A 24,059-nucleotide genomic window follows, 5' to 3' on the forward strand; every position below is an offset into this window, starting at 1 on the left:
TGTGTGAGCCGCGGTCGCGGTTACCTCTCAGGGCGCGTTTCGCCGCCCGCCATAACAAGGATCGCAGAACTATGAAAGGACGTGTCGTGTGGACCGGCATGGCGCTCGCCGCCGCATTGACATTGGCCGGCTGGCCGCAACTGGCGTCCGCCGCCACGCTCGACGGCGCGACGCTATCCGCGCTGTGGTGCCTGCCGTTCGCCGGTGTACTGCTTTCGATCGCCGCGTTTCCGCTGATCGCGCCGGCTTTCTGGCATCACCACTTCGGCAAGATTGCAGCCGCCTGGGCGTGTGTTTTCCTCGTGCCGTTTGCGCTCAGCTTCGGAACGGGCGTGGCCTTCGGCACGCTCGTGCACGCGCTGCTCGAAGAATACATTCCCTTCATCGTGTTGCTGACGGCGCTCTATACCGTGGCCGGCGGCATTTGCGTGCGCGGCAACCTGCATGGCACGCCGCGTTTGAACACGGCGATCCTCGCGCTCGGCACCTTGCTCGCGAGTTTCATGGGCACGACGGGCGCGGCCATGCTGCTGATCCGTCCGTTGCTGCGCGCCAACGACAACCGCAAGCACGTGGTGCATGTGGTCGTGTTCTTCATCTTTCTGGTGGCGAACGCCGGGGGCTCGCTGTCGCCGTTGGGCGACCCGCCGCTCTTTCTCGGTTTCCTGCAGGGCGTGGGCTTTTTCTGGACGACCACGCATCTCGCGTGGCCGATGCTGTTCGTCTGCGGCGTGCTGCTGGCCGGTTTCTATGCGCTCGACTCGTTTTACTTTCAACGGCGTGAGGAAACGCGTTCGGACTTTCTCGATCCGACGCCTGACTCCGCACCGTTCGGCATCGACGGCAAGGTCAATTTTCTGCTTCTGCTCGTGGTCATCGCGCTGGTGCTGATGAGCGGCCTGTGGAAACCACAAGTGTCGTTCGACGTGTTCGGCACGCACGTCGCCCTGCAGAACGCGGTGCGCGACGTTGCGCTGATCGGCGTGACCTTGCTCTCGCTGGCGTTGACGCCGCGCGCGGCGCGGGCGGGCAACGACTTCAACTGGGCGCCGATCGAAGAGGTCGCCAAGCTGTTCGCCGGGATCTTCATCACGATCGCGCCGGTCATCACGATTCTGCGTGCCGGGCAGGCGGGTGCGTTCGCCGGCATCGTCCATCTGGTCAACGATTCGGCGGGCCAGCCGCACGACATCATGTATTTCTGGGCAACGGGCTTGCTATCGTCGTTTCTCGACAACGCGCCGACCTACCTCGTGTTTTTCAATCTGGCCGGCGGCGACGCGCAGACCCTGATGACCACGGGCGCGACCACGCTCGCTGCGATCTCCGCCGGCGCCGTGTTCATGGGCGCGAACACGTATATCGGCAATGCGCCGAACTTCATGGTGAAGGCGATCGCGGAATCACGCGGCGTTCGCATGCCGAGCTTTTTCGCCTACATGGCCTGGTCCGGCGCGGTGTTGTTGCCGCTGTTCCTCGTGACCGGCTGGCTCTTTTTCTGACGCCGATTTTTTTGAGCGCCGAGGCAATCGAACTCGACGCGCTATACGGAGAATTGCAATGCAGAAGATCCTCGTCGCCCGTCCGATCTTTCCCGATGTGATCGAACGGCTCAAACAATATTTCGACGTCGACTGGAATCAGGGCGACGTATTGCCGGCTGACGAACTCACCCGTCGCATCGCGGACAAGGACGGTGCGCTGACCGCGGGCGATCCGATCGGCGCGGCTGTGCTCGCCGCCGCGCCGCGTCTGCGTGTGGTGTCGAATATGGCGGTGGGCTACAACAACTTCGACATGGCCGCGTTCAACGCGTCGAACGTGCTCGGCACCAACACGCCGGACGTGCTCAACGAATCGACCGCGGACTTCGGCTGGGCGCTGATGATGGCTGCGGCGCGTCGCATCGCCGAATCCGAGCACTGGCTGCGTGCGGGCCAATGGCAGAAGTGGACTTATGACGGCTTTCTCGGCAGCGATCTGCACGGCTCGACGCTCGGCGTGATCGGCATGGGGCGGATCGGTCAGGCGCTCGCGCGTCGCGCGAAGGGCTTCAATATGCAGGTGATCTATCACAACCGGTCGCGCGTCGCGCCGGAGATCGAGGCCGACCTGAATGCGCAGTACGTGTCGAAGCAGGATCTGTTGCGGCGCGCCGACCATGTCGTGCTCGTACTGCCGTACACGAAGGAAAATCATCACACGATCGGCGCGGCCGAACTCGCCATGATGAAGCCGACCGCCACGTTGACCAACATCGCGCGCGGCGGCATCGTCGACGACGCGGCGCTCGTCGAAGCACTGCGTTCGAAGACAATCGCGGCAGCCGGCCTCGACGTGTTCGAAGGCGAGCCCGATCTGAATCCCGATCTGTTGAGCGTGCCGAATATCGTGCTGACGCCGCACATTGCCAGCGCGACCGAAGCGACGCGACGCGCCATGGCGAATCTCGCCGCCGACAATCTGATCGCCGCGCTCGGCGAAGGTCCGCGCGCGGGACAGCCGCCGAATCCGATCAACCCCGAGGTCATCGGCAAGGCGCGTTCATGACCATGATTCTGGAGGCGGCCGTCGCGGTGCTGGCGGTCGCGTTGGTCATCGCATTGGCGTTATTGCTACGCGGCCCCAGTCGCGCGGAGGAAAGCGAGCAGTTCGAATTGCTCAACGAGCGCATGGACACCGCGGCCGATACGCAGGCGCATGCCTACGAGCGGCTCGAACGGCAATTGCGCAACGACATCACCGAGACCGCGCGCGTGTCGCGTAGCGAGCAGAGCAGCGGTTTCGCGCATTTCCAGCAGACGCTGGCCGCACAGTTCAGCAGCATGACGACGGTGCAGGGCGGCAAGATCGACGGTTTCGCGCAGCAACTCGATGCCGTGCGTCAAAGCTTGCAGGTGCAGGCCCAGCAGGCGCGCGACGAGCAAGGCCGTTCGCTCAAACATTTTGGCGAGACGCTGAGTTTGCAACTCGGGCAATTGACCGAGGCGAACGATCGCCGCTTCGCCGAGGTGCGCACGACCATCGAGCAACGGCTGAAGGATATCGAGGCGAACAACTCGCTCAAGCTCGAGGAAATGCGTCGCACCGTCGACGAAAAACTGCACGCTACGCTCGAACAACGTCTGGGAGAGTCGTTCAAACTGGTCTCCGACCGGCTCGAGCAGGTGCATCGAGGCCTGGGCGAGATGCAGACGCTGGCGGCGGGCGTCGGCGATCTGAAAAAAGTGCTCACCAATGTGAAGACGCGCGGTACGTGGGGCGAAGTGCAACTCGAAGCTTTGCTCGAGCAGATCCTCACTACCGACCAATACGCGAAGAATATCGCGACGGTGCCGAAGAGCACGGAGCGCGTCGAGTTCGCCATCAAGTTGCCCGGCCGCGCCGAGCAGGGTGGACCGGCGACGCCGGTCTGGCTGCCGATCGACGCCAAATTCCCGCGCGAAGACTACGAACGTTTGATCGAAGCCCAGGAGCGCGCTGATCCGGTCGCGGTGGAAGACGCGTCGCGCGCACTGGAGACGCGAATTCGAGCCGAGGCCCGCACCATCGCCGAAAAGTACGTTTCGCCGCCGTACACCACCGACTTCGCGCTGCTGTTCCTGCCGACCGAAGGCCTGTATGCGGAAGTCCTGCGCCGGCCCGGTTTGACGGACCTGCTGCAACGGGACTATCGGGTGACGATTGCAGGTCCGACTACCTTGACCGCTTTGCTCAACAGCTTGCAGATGGGTTTTCGCACGCTCGCAATCGAAAAGCGTTCGAGTGAGGTGTGGCAAGTGCTCGGCGCGGTCAAAACGGAATTCGGCAAATTCGGCGATGTGCTGGCGAAGACGAAAGCGCAACTGGAAACCGTCACGCGATCGATCGAAGCGGCGGAAACGCGCACGCGCGCCATGAACCGCAAGCTGCGCGACGTCGAGGCGTTGCCGGGGGAAGAGGCGAGTGATCTGCTTGGGGACGCGTTATCGGGCGTGGATCCCGACGAGCAATAAAACGGACGCTACCGCCGCGGCAGGTAAGTCGCGGAGTCCGGTCTGGTTCAGTTCAGTTCTGCAATCGGACCGGTCTCGACTCAGGCTGCGCCCGAGCCAGCCGCGAGGCGTTCAAGCGCAGCGCCCGTCAACCGCACCACGCGCCAGTCCGGCAACACGGTTGCGCCCATTTTTTCGTAGAAGCTGATTGCCGGCTGATTCCAGTCCAGCACGGTCCACTCGAAACGTCCGCATTGACGCTCCACCGCCAAAGCCGCGAGGCGCTGCAGGAGCGCACTGCCCAGGCCGGTGCCGCGTTCAGCGGGTTGCACATAGACGTCTTCGAGATACAGCCCGCGCTTGCCGACAAAACTCGAGTAATTGTGGAAGAACAGCGCGTAGCCGACGATGCGTCCTTCGTTCTCGGCCACCAGCGCCTCGATGGCGGGACGCGCACCGAAAAGCGCTTCTTGCAAACCGGCTTCGGTTGCAACAAAGACGTGCGTGAGGCTTTCGTATTCCGCCAGTTCGTACGTCAGCGCGAAAATCGCGCCGGTGTCGTGGGGAGTGGCGGCACGGATCGTGAATGCCATTACGCTTCTTCGGGCGCGTCGGTCAGATGGATTTCAATGCCGCCAAAGCGCGAGGCCACCCAGTTGTACGCGTGGCATGCAATCCACAGCAGGATGAAGCCGAGGATCGCATTGAGCAGCAGCGCGCTGAACACCGTGCTCAGTTCCACCGACCCGTATCGGATGAACGCGACCAGCACGCCGAGCAGAACGATGGGCACCGAGAACGTCAGATACACGAGAATCAGTGCTTTGGCTGTCTGTCCCGGTGCAATGAACGAGATCTGTTTTTTCATGTAAGTCAAACCCGTGTGTCGTAGTGGTAATGGGTAAAGCTGTCGGCGGCCGGTACCGCAGACGTCGGTCCTGCAGGGATCAGATAAGCCCGTCGAACAGCATGATGGCGACGCGCTCACCTTCGGCAATCTCGCCTTCATCGTGTCCGAGCACGATAAAGCAATTCGCCTCGCTCATCGAACTCAGTACGCCGGAGCTTTGCGAGCCGGTCGGCGTGACATGCCAGCCGCCTTGCGCATCCTGCTCGGCCACACCGCGTTGAAACTCCGTGCGGCCCGGGCGTTTGCGGATGATCTGACGGCTCGCGGCATGAATCACCGGCAGCGGCTGCGGCGTCGCGCCCGACATGAGCAATAACACCTCGCGCACGATCTGGTAGAACGCCACCATCACGGCGACGGGATTGCCCGGCAGACCGAAGAATAGCGCGGGTAGTCCAACACCCGGCCGCTCGCCGGACCAGACGCGGCCGAAAGCGAGTGGGCGGCCGGGGCGCATCGCAAGACTCCAGAAAGCGACGTCGCCGAGCGTCTGTAGCAACTGCCTGGTGAAGTCGGCCTCGCCCACCGACACGCCGCCCGAGGTCAGCACCACGTCCGCGCTGGCCGCGGCACTGCGCAACGCGGTTTCGAGCGCGGCGGGCTCGTCGCGCACTACGCCGAGATCGAGCGTGTCGACGTTCAGGCGCCGCAGCATGGCGAACAGTGTGTAGCGATTGCTGTCGTACACGGCACCCGGGTCGAGCGGCTCGCCGAGCGAACGCAATTCGTCGCCGGTCGAGAAGAACGCGACACGCAGGCGTCGTCTGACATTCACTTCGCCAATCCCGAGCGACGCCAGCAAACCGAGGTCGGACGCGCGCATGATGCGACCCGCCCGCAGCGCGACATGGCCGCGCGCCAGATCTTCGCCGGCGAGGCGGCGGTTGGCGCCGCCCGTCAGTCTGCCGACGGCGAAGCGGATCGAAGCGGAATCGGCGCTGCGTTCCACGAGTTCCTGTGGCACGACGGTGTCACAGTCCGCCGGCATGCAGGCGCCTGTCATGACGCGCACGCATTGCGCCGTTTCCACGCGGCCGGCGAACGGGTGCCCGGCGAGCGCCTTGCCTACGATGGCCAGTTCGACCGTCGGCGCGCCGCTTGCCAATGCCGCGCGACTGAACGCGTAGCCGTCCATCGCGGAGTTGTCGTGGGCAGGGACGTCGATCGGCGACACGATGTCGGCAGCGAGCACGCGATCGAGCGCGTCGCGCAAAGCCACGCGTTCGACGACCGCGACCGGCTCGGCCCATTGGCGAACAATGGCCTGAGCAGCCGGAACCGGCAGCGCGTGAGGATCGTACTGCGCGACGCAGCGGGAGAAGTCGTTAAGCGTGGTCATGAAGAGATGGACGTCGCGACCGGAGGCGGGAGCGGCCTGTTGCCGGGCGGCCGGAGCGGAATTTCAACCGGGGCCTCAATGACGCTCGAGGTCGGCGAGTTCTTGTAGCGAGTTGACATTGTAAAACGCGCGCTCATCGGTAAAGGTGACTTCGACCGTCGTGTGGCGTGCGTACCACGCGCGCACTTTGCGTTCTCCGGCGGCCAGAAAGGCCGCGAGGTCGTCAGCGAGCTCCGTGCGCAGCAGGGCGAAAACGGGGTGCAGCGAGACCTCGCCCAGGGCGCTCACGGTCGTGACGGTGGCGGCGTCGGCGTGGTTCGCCTCGAGTGCTTGCGCAAGCTGGGCGGCAAGGTCGGTGGGCAGCCACGGTGAGTCGCAGGGGGCGCAGAGCACGTACGCCGTGTCGGCGGCGCGTAGTCCGGCGAGCAAGCCCGCCAGCGGGCCTGGAAAGTCGGTCAAGGTGTCGGCCACTACCCTTGCACCGAAAGGTGCGCCGAGCGCGGCGTAAATGTCGGGATTGCGATTGGCGCTGATCAGCAGCGCGCCGGTTTGCGGCGCCAGCCGCTTCAGAACGTGGCCGGCGAGCGGTTCGCCGTGCAGCGTTTGCAGCCCTTTGTCGGCGCCGCCCATACGCATGCCGCGTCCACCTGCCAGCAGCAGACCGGTGATGTGTTCGCGCGTGGGTGCCATATTTGCCGCTCAGCCGCCGATGTATGACATCTCGACGCGACGGCCGTCCGGCATGCTCGAAATGGCGGCGCTGCTGCCGCGTAGTTGCGAGTAGCGATCGCCACGGCCTTGCCAGATTTCCGCGACGGCAGTGCCGATCTCGGCGTCGCTCGCGCCACTGCGCAGCAAGGCGCGCAAATCGTGTCCCGATGACGCAAACAGGCACAGATACAGCTTGCCCTCAGTGGACAGACGCGCCCGAGTGCAGTCGCCGCAGAACGCCCGTGTCACGCTCGAAATCACACCGATTTCGCCGCCGCCGTCCACGTAACCCCAGCGCTGGGCCGTCTCGGCCGCGCTGTGCGCTTCGAGCGGCGCGAGTGGGAAATGCTCCGCGATACGCGCGACGACCTCGGCAGACGGCAGCACCTCGGTCATGTTCCAGCCGTTCGAGGTGCCCACGTCCATATATTCGATAAACCGCAGCACCGCGCCCGAGCCTTTGAAATGACGCGCCATCGGCACGATCTCGCTGTCGTTGGTGCCACGTTTGACGACCATGTTGACCTTGATGGGCTCGAGCCCCACCGCCTGCGCCGCAGCGATGCCGTTCAGCACGTCGGCGACCGCGAAGTCGGCGTCGTTCATACGGCGAAACAGCGTGTCGTCGAGCGCGTCGAGGCTGACCGTCACGCGGTTCAGACCGGCGTCTTTCAGGCTGCGCGCCTTGCGCTCCAGCAGCGAACCGTTGGTGGTCAGCGTCAGGTCGAGCGGGCGGCCGGCTGGCGTCGTCAGTTGCGCGAGCCGCTCGATCAGGAATTCCAGATTCTTGCGCAGCAACGGCTCACCACCGGTCAGCCGGATTTTCTCCACACCATGCGCGACGAAGAGTCGCGCCAGCCGCTCGATCTCCTCGAAGCTCAGCAGCGCGCTGTGCGGCATGAACGCATAGTTCTTGTCGAACACTTCCCGAGGCATGCAGTAGACGCAGCGGAAGTTGCAGCGGTCCGTCACTGAGATGCGCAGATCGCGCAGCGGACGCGCCAGCGTGTCGCGCAGCACGCCACGAGGCGTCTGCACCGGGCCGGTGATGACCGGCGCCGCGCTCAAATCGGCAACAGGGATGACGCGTCGGGGCATGAAAGACTTCGGTCGGTGCTTGAAAGGAAAACCAGTTATTCATTCTATCGGAAATGCCTCTCCAGGCTGGTGCAAGGGCGAGGCATCGGGGTATACGGCTACAGGCATGTCGGCCGGTGGGCGCTCCGTTTTGGCGTCCAAAAACAAAAAGCCCGCCGGTGAGGGCGGGCTTTTCGAGGACGACGAGTCAGCTTACTGCGAGTGCTTACCCGTTTCCACCTGCTGCATCGGCTCACTATCGAGCACCGGCAACGGCTTGCGCTCACGGACCACGCGAGCCGGCTTGGCGGTCTGCGCAGAGGCTTCCTGCGCGGCACGCAGCTTGTCGGCGTCGGTGTTCACCCAGACGAGACCGGCTTGTTCCAGCACCGGCTTCAGGGCTTCCGCCGACACGGCGGCCTGACGAGGCGTCGCCGGGGCGGCTTGCGGAGCAGCGGCGACAGGCGCCGGCTCCACAGCGGCCGGCGCGGCTACCGGTTCCACGACGGGTGCGGCTGCTGCCACGAGCGGCTGCGCTTCAACGATTTCGGCTTGCGGCGCCGGCTGAACGGCCGGTGCTTCGATCGCTGCAGCGGGAGCCGCGGTTTCGACCGGAGTCGGAGCGGCTTGCGCTTCGACGACCGGTGCGACTGCCGGGGCTTCGGCATGCACCTGAACGGGCGCCTCGACCTGCGCAACCGGTTCGGCCAGGGAAACCGTCTCGCTGACGGCCGGAGCAGCTTGCGCGACTTCGATCGGCGCCGCGGCGGCTTGCGCCACCGGCTCGACCGCTGCCGGAACTGCCGGCGCTTCGTCGACCGGTACAACCGCTTCCGTCCTGGCCGCTTTCTCGACGGCCAGAGCCGGCGTTTCAGCAGATGCGTGCAGCTCCGTGACTACGGCGGTTTCAGTTGCAACTGCAGCGACCACGACTTCGACCGGCGTCACGTGCTTCGCTTCGCTGGCTTCAGCCTGGTGCTCGACCGGCTGATGTGCCACGCGCACCGGTGCTTCGTCGTTTGCGCCGGCGTTGTCGCCTTCACTTTCCGCGACGTCTGCTGCCAGGTTGCCGTTCACGTCCTCTTCACGTTCACGACGACCACCACGACGGCCGCGACGACGACGACGACGCTCTTCACCCTCACGCGCCACCGCTTCCTGATCGATCGGCGCGCCGTTTTCGCCCAAGGCGATCTGGTTTTGCGCCAGGTCCTCGGTCGTCTGCGTGTCGCTTTGCGTCAGTGCATCTGCCGTTTCGGCCTGCGGCTTGCGGCGTTCGCCACGTTCAGCGCGATCACCACGTTCACGGCGTTCGCCGCGTTCCTGACGCTCGCCGCGCGGTGCGCCTTCTGCGCTTTCCACGCGTTCGCCACCGCGACTGTCGCGGTCACGGTTTTCACGCGGCTCGCGACCCTCGCGCGGCTCACGAGCCTCACGCGGTTCACGGCCTTCGCGAGCCTCACGCGGCTCGCGATTGCCACGCGGTTCACGGCCTTCGCGCGGTTCACGTGCTTCACGTGGCTCACGACCCTCGCGTGTTTCACGTGCCTCACGCGGTTCGCGTTCCTCGCGACGCGGCTGACCTTGACGGCCCGTACCTGTACCCGTAGCCGCAGCAGTACTCGCGGCTTCGCCACGGCCCGCTGCATCGCGGCCGGCTGCGCCGCCACGACGATTGCGGTTGCGATCGCCGCCACGTTCGCCGGTGCGCTCACCGCGCTCCGTGCGCTCGCCGCGTTGCGGACGCGTCTGCTTGTCTGTCGTGGCCGGTGCGGCCGGGGCGGGCGCCGCCGACTGCACGCCGAACAGATTCTTCAGCCAGCCGATGAAACCTCCGCTCGCCGGCGTCACCGCCACCGGAGCAGGCGTAGCCGCCGGACGAACCGGTGCGCTCGGCGCCGGCTTCTCAGGCGTGATGCCCTTAACCGCCGCTTCCTGCTTCGGCTTCACTTCTTCAGCACGCTTGCTGTAACCGGTTTCCGATTCCAGTTCGCGGGCCGCTTCTTCGGCCATCTTCCACGAAGCACGCGGCTCGTCGAGGCGCGCATCGTCGTGACGCAGACGCTCTAGCTTGTAATGCGGCGTGTCGAGGTGCTTGTTCGGGATCAGAACGACGTTGACCTTGAAGCGCGATTCGATCTTGTTGATCTCGGCACGCTTTTCGTTCAACAGGAAGGCGGTCACTTCGACCGGCACCTGGCAATGGATCGCCGCGGTGTTTTCCTTCATCGCTTCTTCCTGAATGATCCGCAGCACTTGCAGCGCGGACGATTCGGTATCGCGGATGTGGCCCGTGCCGTTACAACGCGGGCAGGTCACGTGGCTGCCTTCCGACAGCGCCGGGCGGAGACGTTGACGCGACAGTTCCATCAGGCCGAAGCGCGAGATCTTGCCCATCTGGACGCGAGCGCGGTCGTGCTTGAGCGCGTCTTTCAGACGTTGCTCGACTTCACGCTGGCTCTTGGCCGATTCCATGTCGATGAAGTCGATCACGATCAGGCCGCCCAGATCGCGCAAGCGCAACTGGCGGGCGACTTCGTCGGCGGCTTCGAGGTTGGTGCGCGCGGCCGTTTCCTCGATGTCGGCGCCCTTGGTGGCGCGGGCCGAGTTCACGTCGATCGCAACCAGTGCTTCCGTGTGGTCGATCACGATGGCGCCGCCCGAAGGCAGCGGAACCGTGCGCGAGTACGCGGTTTCGATCTGGTGTTCGATCTGGAAGCGCGAGAAGAGCGGCACGTCGTCGTGATACCGCTTCACCTTGCTGACATTGTCCGGCATCACGATGTCCATGAAGGCGCGAGCCTGGTCATGGATTTCGGTGGTGTCGATCAGGATTTCGCCGATATCCGGCTGGAAGTAGTCGCGGATCGCGCGGATCACGAGGCTCGATTCCAGATAGATCAGCATCGGCTGACCGTTGGAACCGCTTTGCGACGCGGCTTCGATCGCGCGCCACAGTTGCATCAGGTAGTTCAGGTCCCACTGCAACTCTTCGGCGCTGCGACCGATGCCGGCCGTGCGCGCGATGATGCTCATGCCTTCCGGCAATTGCAGTTGCGCCATGGTTTCGCGCAACTCCTGACGGTCGTCGCCTTCGATCCGGCGCGACACGCCGCCGCCGCGCGGGTTGTTCGGCATCAGCACGAGGTAACGGCCGGCGAGCGAGATGAACGTGGTCAGGGCTGCGCCCTTATTGCCGCGTTCTTCTTTTTCGACCTGAACGATCAGTTCCTGGCCTTCGCGCAGTGCGTCCTGGATGCGTGCGGAACGCATGTCGACGCCGTCGCGGAAATACTGGCGCGCGACTTCCTTGAACGGCAGAAAGCCGTGGCGGTCTTCGCCGTAATTGACGAAGCAGGCTTCGAGCGACGGCTCGATGCGGGTAATGATGCCCTTGTAAATATTGCCTTTGCGCTGTTCGCGCCCGGCGGTTTCGATGTCGATATCGATGAGTTTTTGCCCATCGACGATGGCAACGCGCAGTTCTTCCTGCTGCGTCGCGTTGAACAACATTCGTTTCATTGAACGGCTCCAGAGCGGCTTAGCCTGCCCTTCGCTGCGCGGTTGTCAGTCGCGAGAGCGAAGCGGGCAGCGGCATGCCGCGCCTTATTGTGTTTTCACAAGCACGCTGGAGCGGGAAAAATGGCGGGAGAATTGCCTGAGAGGGCCCGGCCCATTAAAAAGTGGGCACGGTGCCGCAGGGCACATGCGAACACGGCTTCAAATAACGACCCGACACGCCGCGGGTTCTGCCAGCAGACCTTCATAAGCCTTCGTCCACTCGCGCCGGTGCGCCAACTGGGCGCGTGACCGGAGGGTCGAAGGCTGCGGTCATGCCGCAGCGGGAAGTTCGCGCAGTCGGCGCGTCTTTTCCTGCTGGGGGTGTCTCGCCTCATTTTGACGTCGCCATGTCTTGTACTTTCTACAAGACGCCTCGGGCGCACGCCGTATTTTCGCAACTCGCAGCTTCCTACAGCAGGGCGTCAGACCGCCCGATACCGAAGCTGAAAGTTAAATTCTTTTTTACCAAAATTCCGTTACCGTCGAAGCTGACCTTGACCGAACGCGCCTGTGGGCGCCGTCCCTGCCGGGTACTGACTTCGTGCGTGCAACTTGTTGCATCTCATTTTCAGGGTGAGCAACCAGACCCCGGCGCAAGTAAAATAACGGTTTAACGCTTGCACCTGCGCAATCCGCCCGAATTCCGGACACTGCGCCGGCCGCCGCAGACTGCTGGGCAAATTATATTCAGAATGAAAGAGTTAGGCAAAATATCCCAGAAATCGGTCGCAAGCGACCAGGTCTCGTTGATCGAGATCGACGACAGTGCGGCCGGACAGCGCATCGACAACTTCTTGCTGCGCGTCTGTAAAGGCGTGCCGAAGAGCCATATTTATCGCATCCTGCGCAGTGGAGAGGTGCGAGTCAATAAGGGCCGGATAGACGCGCAGTACCGGCTCGAACTGGGCGATCTGGTGCGCGTGCCGCCCATTCGCGTCGCTCAACCGAACGAGGCCGTCGCCCATCTGCCGGTCCCGAGCGCCGATTTCCGGATCATTTTCGAAGACGAGCACATGCTGGTCATCGATAAACCGGCCGGAGTGGCGGTTCATGGTGGCAGTGGTGTCGCGTTCGGCGTGATCGAGCAGATGCGCGAGGCGCGCCCGCAGGCGAAATTCCTCGAATTGGTGCATCGGCTGGATCGCGAGACGTCCGGCATTCTTATGCTGGCCAAGAAGCGTTCGGCGCTTGTCAACCTGCACGAGCAGATTCGCGAGAACAAGATGGATAAGCGCTACTATGCTTGCGTTCATGGCGACTGGGCGAGCGATTGGGGCCGTCGCCGCGCGGTCAAGGAGCCGCTGCACAAGTATCTGACGGCAGACGGCGAGCGGCGCGTGCGCGTGCAGGCGGACGGCCTGGCGTCGCATACGGTGTTCAACCTGATCGACCGCTGGCCGGAATATGCGCTGCTGGAGGCGGAATTGAAGACCGGCCGAACGCATCAGATCCGGGTGCATTTGCAGCATCTGGAGCTGCCGATCGTCGGCGACGCCAAATATGGCGATTTCGCGCTGAACAAGGCATTGGCGCGCGCCAACGCCAGGCCCGGCATCAAACGCATGTTCCTGCACGCCTATCGGCTGAAGCTCGTGCACCCCGCAACCGGCGCACCGATTCAGTTCGAGGCGCCGCTGCCGGCGGAATGCCGCGCTTTCGTCGCGCAACTCAACGATTTAAGAAATGGGTCAAACCCGGAGACGGCACCGCATGGCTAGAGAGCAATTTGATCTGATCGTCTTCGACTGGGACGGGACGCTGATGGATTCGACCGCCCACATTACGCGCAGCATCCAGTCCGCGTGCCGCGACATGGGCCTGCCGGTCCCCGCCGACGAGGCTGCCAGCTATGTGATCGGCCTCGGTCTGCGCGACGCGCTGCAGATTGCCGCGCCCACGCTGGACCCGTCCGACTATCCGCGCCTGGCCGAGCGTTACCGCTTCCACTATCTGCTGAAGGATCAGACCACCGAGTTGTTCGTCGGCGTGCGTGAAATGTTGCAGGATTTGCGCGATCAGGGTTACCTGCTGGCGGTGGCGACCGGCAAAAGCCGTGTCGGGCTGAACCGGGCGCTCGATCAATCGCGCTTGACCAGCTTGTTCGACGGCACGCGTTGCGCCGACGAAACCTTCTCGAAGCCGCACCCCGCCATGCTGCACGAGCTCACGCGCGAACTGGGGCAGGATCCCGTGCGTACGGTGATGGTCGGCGACACCACGCACGATCTGCAAATGGCGATCAATGCGGGCGTCGCGGGCATCGGCGTCACCTACGGGGCGCATCCTGCTGGTTCGTTGACTGCGTTATCGCCGAAATTCGTCGCTTCCAGTGTCGGCGTGCTGTCGGACTGGTTGCGAGAAAACGCATGACCACCGACACGACGCAGGCAACGGCGGAAGCGGTCCGTATCTGCGCGTCGGAAGAACTGGCCGACGGCGGCAAGGGTGTTCGGCGCGAAGCGACATTGGGTGGGAGTGAGGTCGTAGTCTTTTTTGTTCGCTATGATGGCCAGCCATACGGCTATCTGAACCGCTGCGCCCACGTGCCGATGGAGCTCGACTGGGCTGAGGGCGAGTTCTTCGAATCGTCCGGTTTATACTTGATGTGTGCGACGCATGGCGCGATTTACGCGCCTGAAACCGGCAGGTGTGTGGGTGGTCCGTGCCGCGGCGGCCGGTTGCGTCCGGTTCAGGTGGAAGAGCGCGACACACCCGAAGGCCGTGCCGTATTCTGGCTGCCGGACGGTGAGTTGCGTCCGTCCAAGCCTTGATTTTTCCTTTCTTCGATCTTTCCACTGCACCGCATGTCCGATAATTTGACTCCCGAGCCGAAGGAACCGTCCTTGCCAGGCCGCCCCCGTACGCCTGCCGATGAGCCGGGCTGGGAACGCGCCGCGCTTGAGCGGATCGCCATGGCGGCGATCAACGAACAGCGCGCCGCACGTCGCTGGAGAATCTTTTTCCGCTTTGTCTTCCTGATCGTCCTGCTCCTGGCGATCTGGGGCGCGATCGATTTCTCTGGCGACAAGGTGGCCGCAACCGGGCGCCACACGGCGATGGTGACGCTTGACGGCGAAATCTCCGCCGATACGAATGCGAACGCCGAAGATATCAACACCGCCCTGGAATCTGCGTTCGACGACGAAGGCACGGCCGGCGTGATCCTGAGCTGTAATAGCCCGGGCGGCAGTCCGGTGCAGGCGGGCATCATTTATAACGAAATTCGCCGTTTGCGCGCCAAATACCCGTCAATTCCGCTTTACGTGGTGGTTGGTGATATGTGCGCCTCGGGCGGTTACTACGCTGCTGCGGCCGCCGACAAGATTTATGTCGACAAGGCCAGCATCGTCGGTTCAATCGGCGTGCTCATGGATAGCTTTGGCTTCACCGGTTTGATGGACAAGCTTGGGATTCAGCGGCGTCTGCACACATCAGGCGAGAACAAGGGCTTTTTTGACCCGTTCTCGCCGGAAACGCCAAAGATGGACGAACATGCGCAGGATATGCTCGATCAGATCCACGCGCAGTTTATCGATGCGGTGCGTCAAGGCCGCGGCAAACGCCTGCACGAGACGCCCGACATGTTCTCGGGTTTGTTCTGGACGGGCCAGAAGAGCGTCGAACTGGGTCTGGCCGACGGTTTCGGCGACGCCGACTACGTGGCACGCGACATCATCAAGGCACCGGATATCGTCGATTACACGGTAAAAGAAAGCATCACCGATCGTGTTGCGCGCAAATTCGGCGCGGCCGTTGGCAGCGGTGCGATGCACGCGATGGCGCTCGGCGCGAAGATGAGCTTGCGCTAGCCGGATATTTTGCTGAAATGAAAAAAGCCCCGCCTGTCCTGATTGGACGGGCGGGGCTTTTATCTATCGGCGGGCCGGCTTCGATCGGTTTGTCGCGAGTCAATTGGCCAATATCAGAAAAATGGCCGGGCGCTTGTGCAGATCGATCGCTGGTTTCTTCTTCCAGTCGGCCACCGAGTGGCTCGCGATGGTTTCCGTTTCCAGCGTCAGATCGACAGCGACGCACACCAGTGTGGACGGCGCGCACGTTGCCAGCAGGGTATCGAGCAGCGGGCGATTCCTATATGGCGTCTCGATGAAAATCTGGGTCTGTTTGCCCTTGCGCGACTGTTGCTCCAGGTCGCGCAGGCGCTTGGCGCGTTCGGCGGCATCTACCGGAAGATAGCCGTGAAACGCAAAGCTCTGTCCGTTGAGTCCTGATGCCATCAGAGCCAGCAGGATCGAACTCGGCCCGACAAACGGCACGACTTTTACGCCGCGCTCGTGCGCCCGACGCACCAGCAGGGCGCCCGGATCGGCCACCGCCGGGCAGCCGGCCTCGGAGACAAGGCCAGCGTCCGTCCCGGCAAGCACTGGCGCGAGCAACTTATCGATTTCGCCGGCCGGTGTGTTGACGTTCAGTTCGCGAATTTCGATTTCTTGGATCGGCCGCTCGGTGCCGACTTTCTTGAGAAATGCGCGGGTGGTTTTCGCGTTTTCGCCGATGTAATACTGCAACGACGCGGCGCGCGCTCGGACTGGGGCGGGCAAAACGGCGTCTAGCGCATCGGCATCGCCTTCGCCGAGCGTGTTCGGAATTAGATAGAGCGTGCCGCTCATTGTGCCCCCAATAGCGGAAAACCCACTGCGAGCAGCATGCGCGACAGTGCGATCAACGGCAGTCCGACGAGCGCAGTCGGGTCGTCGGAATAGATGGCCTCGAGTAACGCGATGCCCAAGCCTTCGGATTTGGCGCTACCGGCCACATCGTACGGCGTTTCGGCGCGCAGATAGGCTTCGAGCAGATCATCCGGCAAGTCGCGGAACTGCACGCGGGTAATGACGTCGACGGACTGCGCCACCCCGGAGCGGTTGTCGAACAGGCACAGCGCGCTATGAAACAGGACTTCGCGGCCGCGCATCGCTTGCAACTGCGCGAGTGCCTTTTCGTGTGTGCCGGGCTTGCCGATCTGCAAACCGTCGTAGGTGGCGACCTGATCGGAGCCGATCACGAGCGCCGTTTCGTCAGCGCCTGGTTTGCTGGCCACGGCACGTGCCTTGGCTTCGGCAAGGCGCAGTGCGGTTACTTCGGGCGTTTCGCCGGCGAGTGGAGTCTCGTCGATCGCGGGCACGACGACTTCGAACGGAACGCGCAAGCGCTCGAGCAACTCGCGACGATAGGGCGAACTCGACGCCAGAATCAGGCGTGGCGGGCGATTGGGGGAATCTGGCATGGTCAATCTGCGGCTAGAGAGGCGGGGCGTACGGGCTGGCGCAAAGTTCGCGCGTGTACGGGCTTAAGTGTTTGACTCGAAAAGACAAAACGGATATGATTTCGGGCTTTTCATCGGTATGCTTGCGCTAGGCGGGTTTCGGCGTGTTCCATTGAGTATGATGCGAACACAGTGCTGCGGACCTTGCGGCGGCTTTGCAAACCGTTTTACCCCGGCGAAATCCTTGCCGACGCAGGAGCGCACATGACTCAACATCCTGGCAACCCTGCTGGTCTGTCCGACCCGCATGATCTCGATCTCTTCGAATTTGCGCGGACTGGGCGTCAGGCCGCGGGTGTCGTGCGCGTCTCGCAACTGCCGCGCATGTTAAACGAAGTCCCGGCAGAAGCGCCAGACCGCGATACCGCGTTCACCTGGCAAGCCGAAGGCACGACGCAGCCGGAATTGCAGGATGACGGCGCCGAGGGTCCCCAGCCTTATTTGCGGATGGCGATTCATGGCGCGGCATGGCTCGAATGTCAGCGGTGCTTGACACCGTATTCGCAGCCGTTCAACGTCGATTCAATTTACCGGATCGTCGGCACTGAGGCGGAAGCCGAAGAGTTTCCGCTCGACGAGGATGAAGTCGAGGTGATCGTGGGTTCGCACCATTTCGATCTCATCGACTTGATCGAAGAAGAGTTGCTGCTTTCCTTGCCACTCGTGCCCAAGCACGAGGTGTGTCCCGAAGTGCACGAGAGTCTCGTCTCTGGTGTGGCCGGTGCTGAAGGTGAGGGCGACGAGGGCGCATCAGACGAGGCGGGTGAGGGCGGTGAGCCCCAGCGACCCAATCCGTTTGCGGCGCTCGAAAGTCTCAAGCGCGGTGAGCCGGGCGACAAGAAGCACTGAACAGTTGCGTAGGAGCGCGATGCGGGCGCACTGGCCATTCGGCCAGTGGCGGAGACCGGGTCGGGCTGTGTTAGAATTCGGAAAATTTTTAGGAGTTAGTCATGGCAGTTCAGCAAAATAAGAAGTCGCCGTCGAAGCGCGGCATGCACCGTTCGCACGATTTCCTGACGGCAGCGCCGCTGGCCGTGGAGCCGAGCACGGGCGAAGTGCATCTGCGTCACCACGTTAGCCCGAACGGCTACTATCGCGGTAAGAAAGTCGTCAAGACGAAGAACGACTAATCGTTTCACTGCGTTGCGCCCCTTGGCGTTTCGCGTGGCGATCGGCTCGCTTGACATTTTCCCGGCTCGGCAAAAAGGCGGCATTCAACTGCCGCTTTTTTGTGTCGATTGCATTTGGCGCTTTGGCGCTTACTGCGGTCCCATGCAGGGCGCCTGAAATTCGTCGCACTCCATGACAGTAAAGCTCACGATAGATTGCATGGGAGGCGACCACGGCCCGTCCGTGACCGTTCCCGCAGCCGTCAACTTCGTTCGCTCGCACCCCGACGCGCAGCTTCTGCTCGTCGGTATTGAAAGTGCGATCCACGCGCAGCTGAAGAAGTTGAAGGCTCAAGACCTGCCGGCGCTGACCGTTGTACCTGCTTCCGAGATCGTCGCCATGGACGACCCGGTTGAAGTCGCGCTGCGCAAGAAAAAAGATTCCTCCATGCGCGTGGCGCTGAATCGCGTCAAGGAAGGCGAGGCGCAAGCCTGCGTTTCGGCCGGCAATACCGGCGCGCTGATGGCGGTCTCTCGCTATGTGTTAAAGACGCTGTCGGGTATTGAACGCCCGGCCATCGCGTCCGCGTTGCCCAATCCCAATGGCTACACGATGATGCTCGATCTGGGCGCCAACGTCGATTGCGAGCCGCAGCATCTGCTGCAGTTCGCGGAGATGGGGCACGCGCTCGTGTCCGCGCTCGAAGGCAAGGAGCGACCCACCATCGGTCTGCTCAACATCGGCGAAGAAGTCATCAAGGGCAACGAAACCATCAAACGTGCCGGCGAACTGCTGCGCGCGAGTACACTCAATTTTCACGGTAACGTGGAAGGCAACGATATCTTCAAAGGCACCGTCGACGTGATCGTCTGCGATGGCTTTGTCGGCAATGTCGCGCTGAAGACGTCGGAAGGCCTCGCGCAGATGCTGTCCAACATCATCAAGGAAGAGTTCGGCCGTTCGTGGCTCACCAAGGTGATGGCGGTGCTGGCGTTGCCGGTATTGATGCGCTTCAAGAAGCGCGTCGATCATCGGCAATACAATGGCGCCGCGTTGCTCGGCCTGCGCGGGCTGGTGATCAAAAGCCACGGCTCCGCTGATGCCTACGCGTTTGAGTGGGCTATCAAACGCGGGTATGATGCCGTCAAAAACGGCGTGCTGGAACGCCTTGCGCGTGCAATGGAAGAGAACGCAGGTTCTCTCGAACAGGCGGCGCGCGACGCGAGCGGTGCGGGTCACGCAAGCCCGATCGCAGGCCAGCCAGCCGAGCCCTACGCTGCGCAATCCTCGAAGGCATAATGGCTCAATCGACAATTTATTCCCGCGTGCTGGGCACCGGCAGCTACCTGCCGCCCGGACGCGTCACTAATCAGGATCTGGCCGAACGTCTCGCCAAAGAAGGCGTCGAGACGAGCGACGAGTGGATCGTGGCCCGCACGGGCATCCACGCACGCCACTTCGCGGAACCGGACGTCGCGACCAGCGATCTGGCGCTGATCGCCGCCCAGCGCGCGATCGAAGCGGCGGACATCGATCCGCAGTCCATCGACCTGATCATCGTCGCCACCTCCACGCCCGACTTCGTGTTTCCGAGCACGGCGTGTCTGTTGCAGAACAAACTCGGCATCAAGAATCACGGCGCGGCATTCGACGTGCAGGCCGTCTGTTCCGGGTTCGCCTACGCAGTGGCCACGGCGGACAGCTTCATTCGCAGCGGTCAGCATCGCACGGCACTCGTGATCGGCGCGGAAACCTTCTCGCGTATTCTCGACTTCAAGGACCGCACCACCTGCGTGCTGTTCGGCGACGGTGCGGGTGCGGTGATCCTGCAGGCGTCGGAGCAGCCGGGCGTGCTGGCCAGCGCTTTGCACGCGGACGGCAGCCATTCGAACATTCTCTGCACGCCGGGCAACGTGAACGGCGGTGTGGTCGCCGGCAGCGCGTTTCTGCATATGGACGGGCAAGCCGTGTTCAAGCTCGCCGTCAACGTGCTCGAAAAGGTCGCGGTCGAAGCGCTCGAAAAAGCCAACATGACGGCCGAGCAGATCGACTGGCTGATTCCGCATCAGGCCAATATCCGCATCATGCAAAGCACTTGCCGCAAGCTCGGCTTGCCGCAGGAGCGCATGGTCGTCACGGTGGGCGAGCACGGCAACACGTCGGCTGCGTCCATCCCGCTCGCATTTGACGTCGCGGTGCGCGACGGCCGCATCAAGCGCGGCCAGAACGTGCTGATCGAAGGCGTCGGCGGCGGCTTCACCTGGGGCGCGTCGGTTATCCGCTATTAACGGCGGCGACGTTGCAGACGGCGCTGCTTGCGGCGCCCGCGCGCGCGTGAGGTCGGCGCCGCGCGCCACCCACATCTGACTCAATCGATTTTGAGGACGTTATGAAATTTGCGTTCGTTTTTCCTGGGCAAGGCTCGCAGTCGGTCGGCATGCTCAATGCATTCGCCGATCACGCAGTCGTGCGTGAAACCGTTCAGGAAGCATCCGACGCGCTCAATCAGGACCTCGGCAAGCTGATCGCCGAAGGCCCCGTCGAAGATCTGAACCTCACCACCAATACCCAGCCGGTCATGCTCACCGCCGCCTACGCGATCTATCGCGCGTGGGCGCAGGCGGGCGGCCCGAAACCCGCGATTGTCGCGGGCCACAGCCTTGGCGAATACACCGCGCTGGTCGCGGCGGGCGCGCTCGCGTTTCGCGACGCCGTGCCGCTCGTGCGTTTCCGGGCACAAGCCATGCAAACGGCTGTGCCGGTCGGCGAAGGTGCCATGGCCGCGATTCTGGGTCTCGACGACGACACCGTGCGCGCAGTCTGCGCCGAAGCGTCGATCGCGGGCGTCGTCGAAGCGGTCAATTTCAATGCGCCGTCGCAAGTCGTGATCGCCGGCAACAAGGCTGCGGTCGAAAAGGCTTGCGAAGTCGCAAAGGCGAAGGGCGCCAAGCGCGCGCTGCCGCTGCCGGTATCGGCGCCGTTCCATTCCTCGCTGCTCAAGCCGGCGTCGGATCAACTGCGCGAGTATCTGGCGAGCGTCGACGTGCAGGTGCCGTCGATTCCCGTCATCAATAACGTCGACGTCGCCGTGGTCAACGAACCGGCCGGGATCAAAGATGCGCTGGTGCGTCAGGCAGCGGGCGCGGTGCGTTGGGTCGAAAGCGTTCAATCGATCGCGGCGCAAGGCGTCACGCACGTGATCGAATGCGGTCCGGGCAAGGTGCTTGCGGGTCTGACCAAGCGTATCGACGGGAATCTGGTCGGCGCGTCGGTTTTCGATCCGGCATCGCTCGAAGAAACGCTTAAGCTCGTGAAGGCAGGCTGAACGCCTCGCGCGAAGTGGCCGGCAACAGGACTTCGCGGCGGACTCAGAACGTAGCACCTGCACGCGGCATCAGAAACAATCAGCCCTCCGAAGGGCATCCGGACTGACAGATGGAAAAGACTCTCGACAAGCAGATCGCAATCGTGACGGGCGCTTCGCGCGGCATTGGCCGGGCGATCGCGATGGAACTGGCGCGCCAGGGCGCGACGGTGATCGGCACGGCGACCAGCGAAAGCGGTGCGGCAGCGATCACGGAGGCGTTTAACGCCGCCGGCGTGAACGGCCGTGGCGCTCTGCTCAACGTGAACGACGCGGCTGCGGCCGACGCGCTCATCGAAGGCACGGTGAAGGAATTTGGCGCGCTGCACGTGCTGGTGAACAATGCCGGCATCACGCAGGACCAGCTGGCCATGCGCATGAAGGACGACGACTGGGACGCGGTGATCGACACCAACCTCAAGTCGGTGTTCCGTCTCTCTCGCGCGGTGCTGCGCCCGATGATGAAGGCGAAAGGCGGCCGCATCATCAACATCACGTCGGTAGTCGGCTCGACCGGCAACCCGGGGCAGATCAACTACGCCGCCGCGAAAGCGGGCGTGGCGGGCATGACCCGCGCCCTTGCGCGCGAGATCGGCAGCCGCGGCATCACCGTGAATTGCGTTGCGCCGGGCTTCATCGACACCGATATGACCAAAAGCCTGCCGGAAGAGCAGCAAATGGCGCTGAAAACGCAGATTCCGCTTGGTCGCCTCGGCAGCCCGGACGATATCGCGCACGCCGTTGCGTTCCTCGCGTCGCCGCAAGCGGGCTATATCACCGGCACCACACTGCATGTGAACGGCGGAATGTACATGTAGTAACCAAATTCGGTTACTATCCGCGCCTTGATGCGTTTGTAATGCGTAAGGCGCATGCCTTGACAGCAACCCGATGCGCCACTTTTTTGCCGGGTCAAACCTGATAAAATGCGCGCACCTGTATTTTTGAACTTCTTTTCCCTTGGAGGGGTAATGGACAATATCGAACAGCGCGTCAAGAAGATCGTCGCAGAACAACTGGGCGTTGCAGAAGCTGAGATCAAGAACGAAGCTTCGTTCGTGAACGACCTCGGCGCCGACTCGCTCGACACCGTTGAACTCGTGATGGCCCTCGAAGACGAATTCGGCATGGAAATTCCGGATGAAGAAGCCGAGAAGATCACCACCGTTCAGCAAGCGATCGACTACGCTCGCGCGAACGTCAAGGCCTAAAGTCATTCGCGCCTGCGTTTCTGCGTTGGCGGCGTATGACGCCCTGCCGTGTCGGTCATCGACGCCAGCAGGGCTGGCGCTTTTTGCCGTGCAGGAGCCAGCGATGTTGACAGCGCAATTTTTCGCGCGATTGCCGACTTAACAGCCACAGGGCACACAGGGCAAGTTCCTGTGGCCGCTGTGGCTTTTGCTTTTGTCATCTATGAAAAAGGGGTTACCGTGAGCCGCCGTCGTGTTGTTGTTACAGGCCTGGGGCTGATTTCGCCTGTTGGCAATAATGTTGCCGACGGCTGGGCCAATCTGGTCGCCGGCAAGTCGGGTATTGCCAATATCACGAAGTTCGATGCGTCGAACTTCTCGACTCGTTTCGCCGGCGAGGTGAAGGGCTTCAATATCGAGGACTACATCCCCGGTAAGGAAGCGCGCCACATGGATACGTTCATCCATTACGGCGTGGCTGCCGGCATCCAGGCGATGCAGGACAGCGGTCTGGAAGTCACCGACGAGAATTCGGAGCGCATCGGTGTCGTGGTCGGTTCGGGTATCGGCGGCTTGCCGATGATCGAAGCTACGCAGACGGAATATGCGAATCGCGGCCCGCGCCGGATTTCGCCGTTCTTCGTGCCGGCGTCGATCATCAACATGATCTCCGGCCACCTGTCGATCAAGTTCGGCATCAAGGGTCCGAATCTCGCCATCGTCACCGCGTGTACGACGGGTCTGCACTGTATCGGCGAGGCTTCGCGCCTGATCGAATACGGCGACGCCGACGTGATGATCGCCGGTGGGGCGGAATCGACTGTGTCGCCGCTCGGCATCGGCGGCTTTGCGGCGGCGCGTGCGCTGTCGCAACGCAATGACGATCCGGCTACGGCGAGCCGTCCGTGGGACAAGGATCGTGACGGTTTCGTGCTGGGCGAGGGCGCCGGCGTGATGGTGCTCGAAGAGTACGAACACGCGAAGGCGCGCGGCGCGAAGATTTACGCCGAAGTCAGCGGCTATGGGATGAGCGGCGACGCCTATCACATGACCGCGCCGCTGGAAGATGGCGACGGCGCACGCCGCTGCATGCTGGCCGCGATGAAGAACGCGGGCGTGAACGCCGATCAGGTGAATTACCTGAACGCGCACGGCACGTCCACGCCGCTCGGCGACCTGGCTGAAACCACCGGCATCAAGCGCGCTTTCGGCGACCACGCCAAAGACATGGTCGTGAATTCGACCAAGTCGATGACGGGTCACCTGCTGGGCGGCGCCGGCGGTCTGGAGTCGGTGTTCACCGTGCTGGCCGTGCATCATCAGATCTCGCCGCCGACGATCAACATCTTCAACCAGGACCCGGCCTGCGATCTCGACTACTGCGCCAATACCGCGCGGGAAATGAAGATCGACGTCGCGCTGAAGAACTCGTTCGGGTTCGGCGGCACGAACGGCACGCTGGTCTTCAAGCGCGCCTGATCGCTTGGTAACACGCCAGCCGACACCGCCGGTTCGTCCGGCGGATGCCCCCGCATCGGTAGT

At 63.0% G+C, this 24,059-nt stretch carries 23 protein-coding genes; 15 read left to right on the plus strand and 8 right to left on the minus strand.

Annotated features, from left to right (window positions below):
• Window positions 1-71 precede the first annotated feature (71 nt).
• Genes FQ705_RS02270 through FQ705_RS02280 form a run of 3 tightly spaced genes read left to right on the plus strand, consistent with a single transcriptional unit; the run spans window position 72 to window position 3,995 of the window.
• A complete protein-coding gene (locus FQ705_RS02270; protein WP_144137841.1) occupies window positions 72-1,502 on the plus strand; it encodes a sodium:proton antiporter in 1,431 nt (476 codons plus the stop codon).
• Window positions 1,503-1,560: 58 nt separating this feature from the next.
• Window positions 1,561-2,550, plus strand: coding sequence for a 2-hydroxyacid dehydrogenase (locus tag FQ705_RS02275; RefSeq protein WP_144137842.1), 990 nt, complete (start codon window positions 1,561-1,563; stop codon window positions 2,548-2,550).
• Window positions 2,547-3,995: a DNA recombination protein RmuC gene (locus FQ705_RS02280; RefSeq protein WP_144137843.1), complete on the plus strand. Its 1,449-nt coding sequence runs from the start codon at window positions 2,547-2,549 to the stop codon at window positions 3,993-3,995. Before FQ705_RS02275 ends, FQ705_RS02280 begins: the two co-directional genes overlap by 4 nt.
• A gap of 80 nt (window positions 3,996-4,075) precedes the next feature.
• Here FQ705_RS02280 and FQ705_RS02285 read toward each other — a convergent pair whose 3' ends face one another.
• From FQ705_RS02285 to FQ705_RS02310, 6 genes are all read right to left on the minus strand, one after another.
• Entirely contained in the window at window positions 4,076-4,567 is a 492-nt protein-coding gene (locus FQ705_RS02285; RefSeq protein ID WP_144137844.1) for a GNAT family N-acetyltransferase, read from the minus strand.
• The gene (locus tag FQ705_RS02290; RefSeq protein ID WP_064268466.1) at window positions 4,567-4,842 is read right to left on the minus strand and encodes a hypothetical protein; all 276 of its coding nucleotides are present in this window, start codon (window positions 4,840-4,842) and stop codon (window positions 4,567-4,569) included. The genes FQ705_RS02285 and FQ705_RS02290 overlap by 1 nt, the downstream gene beginning before the upstream one ends.
• A gap of 79 nt (window positions 4,843-4,921) precedes the next feature.
• Window positions 4,922-6,223: a gephyrin-like molybdotransferase Glp gene (gene glp, locus FQ705_RS02295; RefSeq protein WP_144137845.1), complete on the minus strand. Its 1,302-nt coding sequence runs from the start codon at window positions 6,221-6,223 to the stop codon at window positions 4,922-4,924.
• 75 nt (window positions 6,224-6,298) lie between these two features.
• Window positions 6,299-6,913, minus strand: a complete 615-nt coding sequence (gene mobA / locus FQ705_RS02300; RefSeq protein ID WP_144137846.1) for a molybdenum cofactor guanylyltransferase MobA — start codon at window positions 6,911-6,913, stop codon at window positions 6,299-6,301.
• Between the two features lie 9 nt (window positions 6,914-6,922).
• Window positions 6,923-8,032 (minus strand): GTP 3',8-cyclase MoaA, encoded by a 1,110-nt coding sequence (moaA, locus tag FQ705_RS02305; RefSeq protein ID WP_144137847.1) that lies wholly within the window; start codon window positions 8,030-8,032, stop codon window positions 6,923-6,925.
• A gap of 192 nt (window positions 8,033-8,224) precedes the next feature.
• Entirely contained in the window at window positions 8,225-11,533 is a 3,309-nt protein-coding gene (locus tag FQ705_RS02310; RefSeq protein WP_144137848.1) for an Rne/Rng family ribonuclease, read from the minus strand.
• A gap of 731 nt (window positions 11,534-12,264) precedes the next feature.
• Here FQ705_RS02310 and FQ705_RS02315 point away from each other — a divergent pair.
• The 4 genes from FQ705_RS02315 to FQ705_RS02330 are packed head-to-tail and all read left to right on the plus strand — an operon-like array spanning window position 12,265 to window position 15,381.
• Complete coding sequence (locus tag FQ705_RS02315; protein ID WP_144137849.1) at window positions 12,265-13,290, plus strand: RluA family pseudouridine synthase; 1,026 nt, start codon at window positions 12,265-12,267, stop codon at window positions 13,288-13,290.
• Complete coding sequence (locus tag FQ705_RS02320; RefSeq protein ID WP_144137850.1) at window positions 13,283-13,942, plus strand: HAD-IA family hydrolase; 660 nt, start codon at window positions 13,283-13,285, stop codon at window positions 13,940-13,942. Before FQ705_RS02315 ends, FQ705_RS02320 begins: the two co-directional genes overlap by 8 nt.
• Window positions 13,939-14,343, plus strand: a complete 405-nt coding sequence (locus FQ705_RS02325; RefSeq protein ID WP_144137851.1) for a Rieske (2Fe-2S) protein — start codon at window positions 13,939-13,941, stop codon at window positions 14,341-14,343. The genes FQ705_RS02320 and FQ705_RS02325 overlap by 4 nt, the downstream gene beginning before the upstream one ends.
• A gap of 33 nt (window positions 14,344-14,376) precedes the next feature.
• Window positions 14,377-15,381 (plus strand): S49 family peptidase, encoded by a 1,005-nt coding sequence (locus tag FQ705_RS02330; protein ID WP_144137852.1) that lies wholly within the window; start codon window positions 14,377-14,379, stop codon window positions 15,379-15,381.
• A gap of 99 nt (window positions 15,382-15,480) precedes the next feature.
• On the opposite strand, the gene FQ705_RS02335 is transcribed toward FQ705_RS02330, so the two are convergent.
• Together FQ705_RS02335 and FQ705_RS02340 are read right to left on the minus strand one after the other, a co-directional pair.
• A complete protein-coding gene (locus FQ705_RS02335; protein ID WP_144137853.1) occupies window positions 15,481-16,200 on the minus strand; it encodes an SAM-dependent methyltransferase in 720 nt (239 codons plus the stop codon).
• A complete protein-coding gene (locus tag FQ705_RS02340) occupies window positions 16,197-16,814 on the minus strand; it encodes a Maf-like protein (protein WP_144137854.1) in 618 nt (205 codons plus the stop codon). Before FQ705_RS02340 ends, FQ705_RS02335 begins: the two co-directional genes overlap by 4 nt.
• A 243-nt stretch (window positions 16,815-17,057) precedes the next feature.
• On the opposite strand from FQ705_RS02340, the gene FQ705_RS02345 reads away from it, so the two are divergent.
• The 8 genes from FQ705_RS02345 to fabF all read left to right on the plus strand — a co-directional run bounded on the left by FQ705_RS02345 (window position 17,058) and on the right by fabF (window position 23,996).
• Window positions 17,058-17,702, plus strand: coding sequence for a DUF177 domain-containing protein (locus tag FQ705_RS02345; RefSeq protein ID WP_144137945.1), 645 nt, complete (start codon window positions 17,058-17,060; stop codon window positions 17,700-17,702).
• Between the two features lie 101 nt (window positions 17,703-17,803).
• Window positions 17,804-17,983: a 50S ribosomal protein L32 gene (rpmF, locus tag FQ705_RS02350; RefSeq protein WP_006051932.1), complete on the plus strand. Its 180-nt coding sequence runs from the start codon at window positions 17,804-17,806 to the stop codon at window positions 17,981-17,983.
• Window positions 17,984-18,155: 172 nt separating this feature from the next.
• A complete protein-coding gene (gene plsX, locus FQ705_RS02360) occupies window positions 18,156-19,262 on the plus strand; it encodes a phosphate acyltransferase PlsX (protein WP_144137856.1) in 1,107 nt (368 codons plus the stop codon).
• Window positions 19,262-20,251: a beta-ketoacyl-ACP synthase III gene (locus tag FQ705_RS02365; protein WP_144137857.1), complete on the plus strand. Its 990-nt coding sequence runs from the start codon at window positions 19,262-19,264 to the stop codon at window positions 20,249-20,251. Before plsX ends, FQ705_RS02365 begins: the two co-directional genes overlap by 1 nt.
• A gap of 101 nt (window positions 20,252-20,352) precedes the next feature.
• Entirely contained in the window at window positions 20,353-21,288 is a 936-nt protein-coding gene (gene fabD, locus FQ705_RS02370) for an ACP S-malonyltransferase (RefSeq protein WP_144137858.1), read from the plus strand.
• A gap of 110 nt (window positions 21,289-21,398) precedes the next feature.
• Window positions 21,399-22,145: a 3-oxoacyl-ACP reductase FabG gene (fabG, locus tag FQ705_RS02375; protein ID WP_144137859.1), complete on the plus strand. Its 747-nt coding sequence runs from the start codon at window positions 21,399-21,401 to the stop codon at window positions 22,143-22,145.
• Between the two features lie 153 nt (window positions 22,146-22,298).
• Window positions 22,299-22,538, plus strand: a complete 240-nt coding sequence (gene acpP / locus FQ705_RS02380; RefSeq protein ID WP_004197638.1) for an acyl carrier protein — start codon at window positions 22,299-22,301, stop codon at window positions 22,536-22,538.
• 219 nt (window positions 22,539-22,757) lie between these two features.
• Window positions 22,758-23,996 (plus strand): beta-ketoacyl-ACP synthase II, encoded by a 1,239-nt coding sequence (fabF, locus tag FQ705_RS02385; protein ID WP_144137860.1) that lies wholly within the window; start codon window positions 22,758-22,760, stop codon window positions 23,994-23,996.
• Window positions 23,997-24,059 lie beyond the last annotated feature (63 nt).

The organism is Paraburkholderia sp. BCC1884 (genome assembly GCF_900996225.1).
Classification (GTDB): Bacteria; Pseudomonadota; Gammaproteobacteria; order Burkholderiales; family Burkholderiaceae; genus Paraburkholderia.

Excerpts from the sequence above, each read along its gene's own strand:
- mobA (WP_144137846.1), bottom strand. The coding sequence starts at position 6,913 with ATGGCACCCACGCGCGAACACATCACCGGTCTGCTGCTGGCAGGTGGA.
- FQ705_RS02325 (WP_144137851.1), top strand. The coding sequence starts at position 13,939 with ATGACCACCGACACGACGCAGGCAACGGCGGAAGCGGTCCGTATCTGC.
- FQ705_RS02275 (WP_144137842.1), top strand. The coding sequence starts at position 1,561 with ATGCAGAAGATCCTCGTCGCCCGTCCGATCTTTCCCGATGTGATCGAA.
- fabD (WP_144137858.1), top strand. The coding sequence starts at position 20,353 with ATGAAATTTGCGTTCGTTTTTCCTGGGCAAGGCTCGCAGTCGGTCGGC.
- FQ705_RS02340 (WP_144137854.1), bottom strand. The coding sequence starts at position 16,814 with ATGCCAGATTCCCCCAATCGCCCGCCACGCCTGATTCTGGCGTCGAGT.
- FQ705_RS02315 (WP_144137849.1), top strand. The coding sequence starts at position 12,265 with ATGAAAGAGTTAGGCAAAATATCCCAGAAATCGGTCGCAAGCGACCAG.
- acpP (WP_004197638.1), top strand. The coding sequence starts at position 22,299 with ATGGACAATATCGAACAGCGCGTCAAGAAGATCGTCGCAGAACAACTG.
- rpmF (WP_006051932.1), top strand. The coding sequence starts at position 17,804 with ATGGCAGTTCAGCAAAATAAGAAGTCGCCGTCGAAGCGCGGCATGCAC.
- FQ705_RS02365 (WP_144137857.1), top strand. The coding sequence starts at position 19,262 with ATGGCTCAATCGACAATTTATTCCCGCGTGCTGGGCACCGGCAGCTAC.
- FQ705_RS02335 (WP_144137853.1), bottom strand. The coding sequence starts at position 16,200 with ATGAGCGGCACGCTCTATCTAATTCCGAACACGCTCGGCGAAGGCGAT.
- glp (WP_144137845.1), bottom strand. The coding sequence starts at position 6,223 with ATGACCACGCTTAACGACTTCTCCCGCTGCGTCGCGCAGTACGATCCT.
- plsX (WP_144137856.1), top strand. The coding sequence starts at position 18,156 with ATGACAGTAAAGCTCACGATAGATTGCATGGGAGGCGACCACGGCCCG.
- FQ705_RS02345 (WP_144137945.1), top strand. The coding sequence starts at position 17,058 with ATGACTCAACATCCTGGCAACCCTGCTGGTCTGTCCGACCCGCATGAT.
- FQ705_RS02320 (WP_144137850.1), top strand. The coding sequence starts at position 13,283 with ATGGCTAGAGAGCAATTTGATCTGATCGTCTTCGACTGGGACGGGACG.
- FQ705_RS02280 (WP_144137843.1), top strand. The coding sequence starts at position 2,547 with ATGACCATGATTCTGGAGGCGGCCGTCGCGGTGCTGGCGGTCGCGTTG.
- FQ705_RS02290 (WP_064268466.1), bottom strand. The coding sequence starts at position 4,842 with ATGAAAAAACAGATCTCGTTCATTGCACCGGGACAGACAGCCAAAGCA.
- FQ705_RS02270 (WP_144137841.1), top strand. The coding sequence starts at position 72 with ATGAAAGGACGTGTCGTGTGGACCGGCATGGCGCTCGCCGCCGCATTG.
- FQ705_RS02330 (WP_144137852.1), top strand. The coding sequence starts at position 14,377 with ATGTCCGATAATTTGACTCCCGAGCCGAAGGAACCGTCCTTGCCAGGC.
- FQ705_RS02285 (WP_144137844.1), bottom strand. The coding sequence starts at position 4,567 with ATGGCATTCACGATCCGTGCCGCCACTCCCCACGACACCGGCGCGATT.
- fabG (WP_144137859.1), top strand. The coding sequence starts at position 21,399 with ATGGAAAAGACTCTCGACAAGCAGATCGCAATCGTGACGGGCGCTTCG.
- FQ705_RS02310 (WP_144137848.1), bottom strand. The coding sequence starts at position 11,533 with ATGAAACGAATGTTGTTCAACGCGACGCAGCAGGAAGAACTGCGCGTT.
- moaA (WP_144137847.1), bottom strand. The coding sequence starts at position 8,032 with ATGCCCCGACGCGTCATCCCTGTTGCCGATTTGAGCGCGGCGCCGGTC.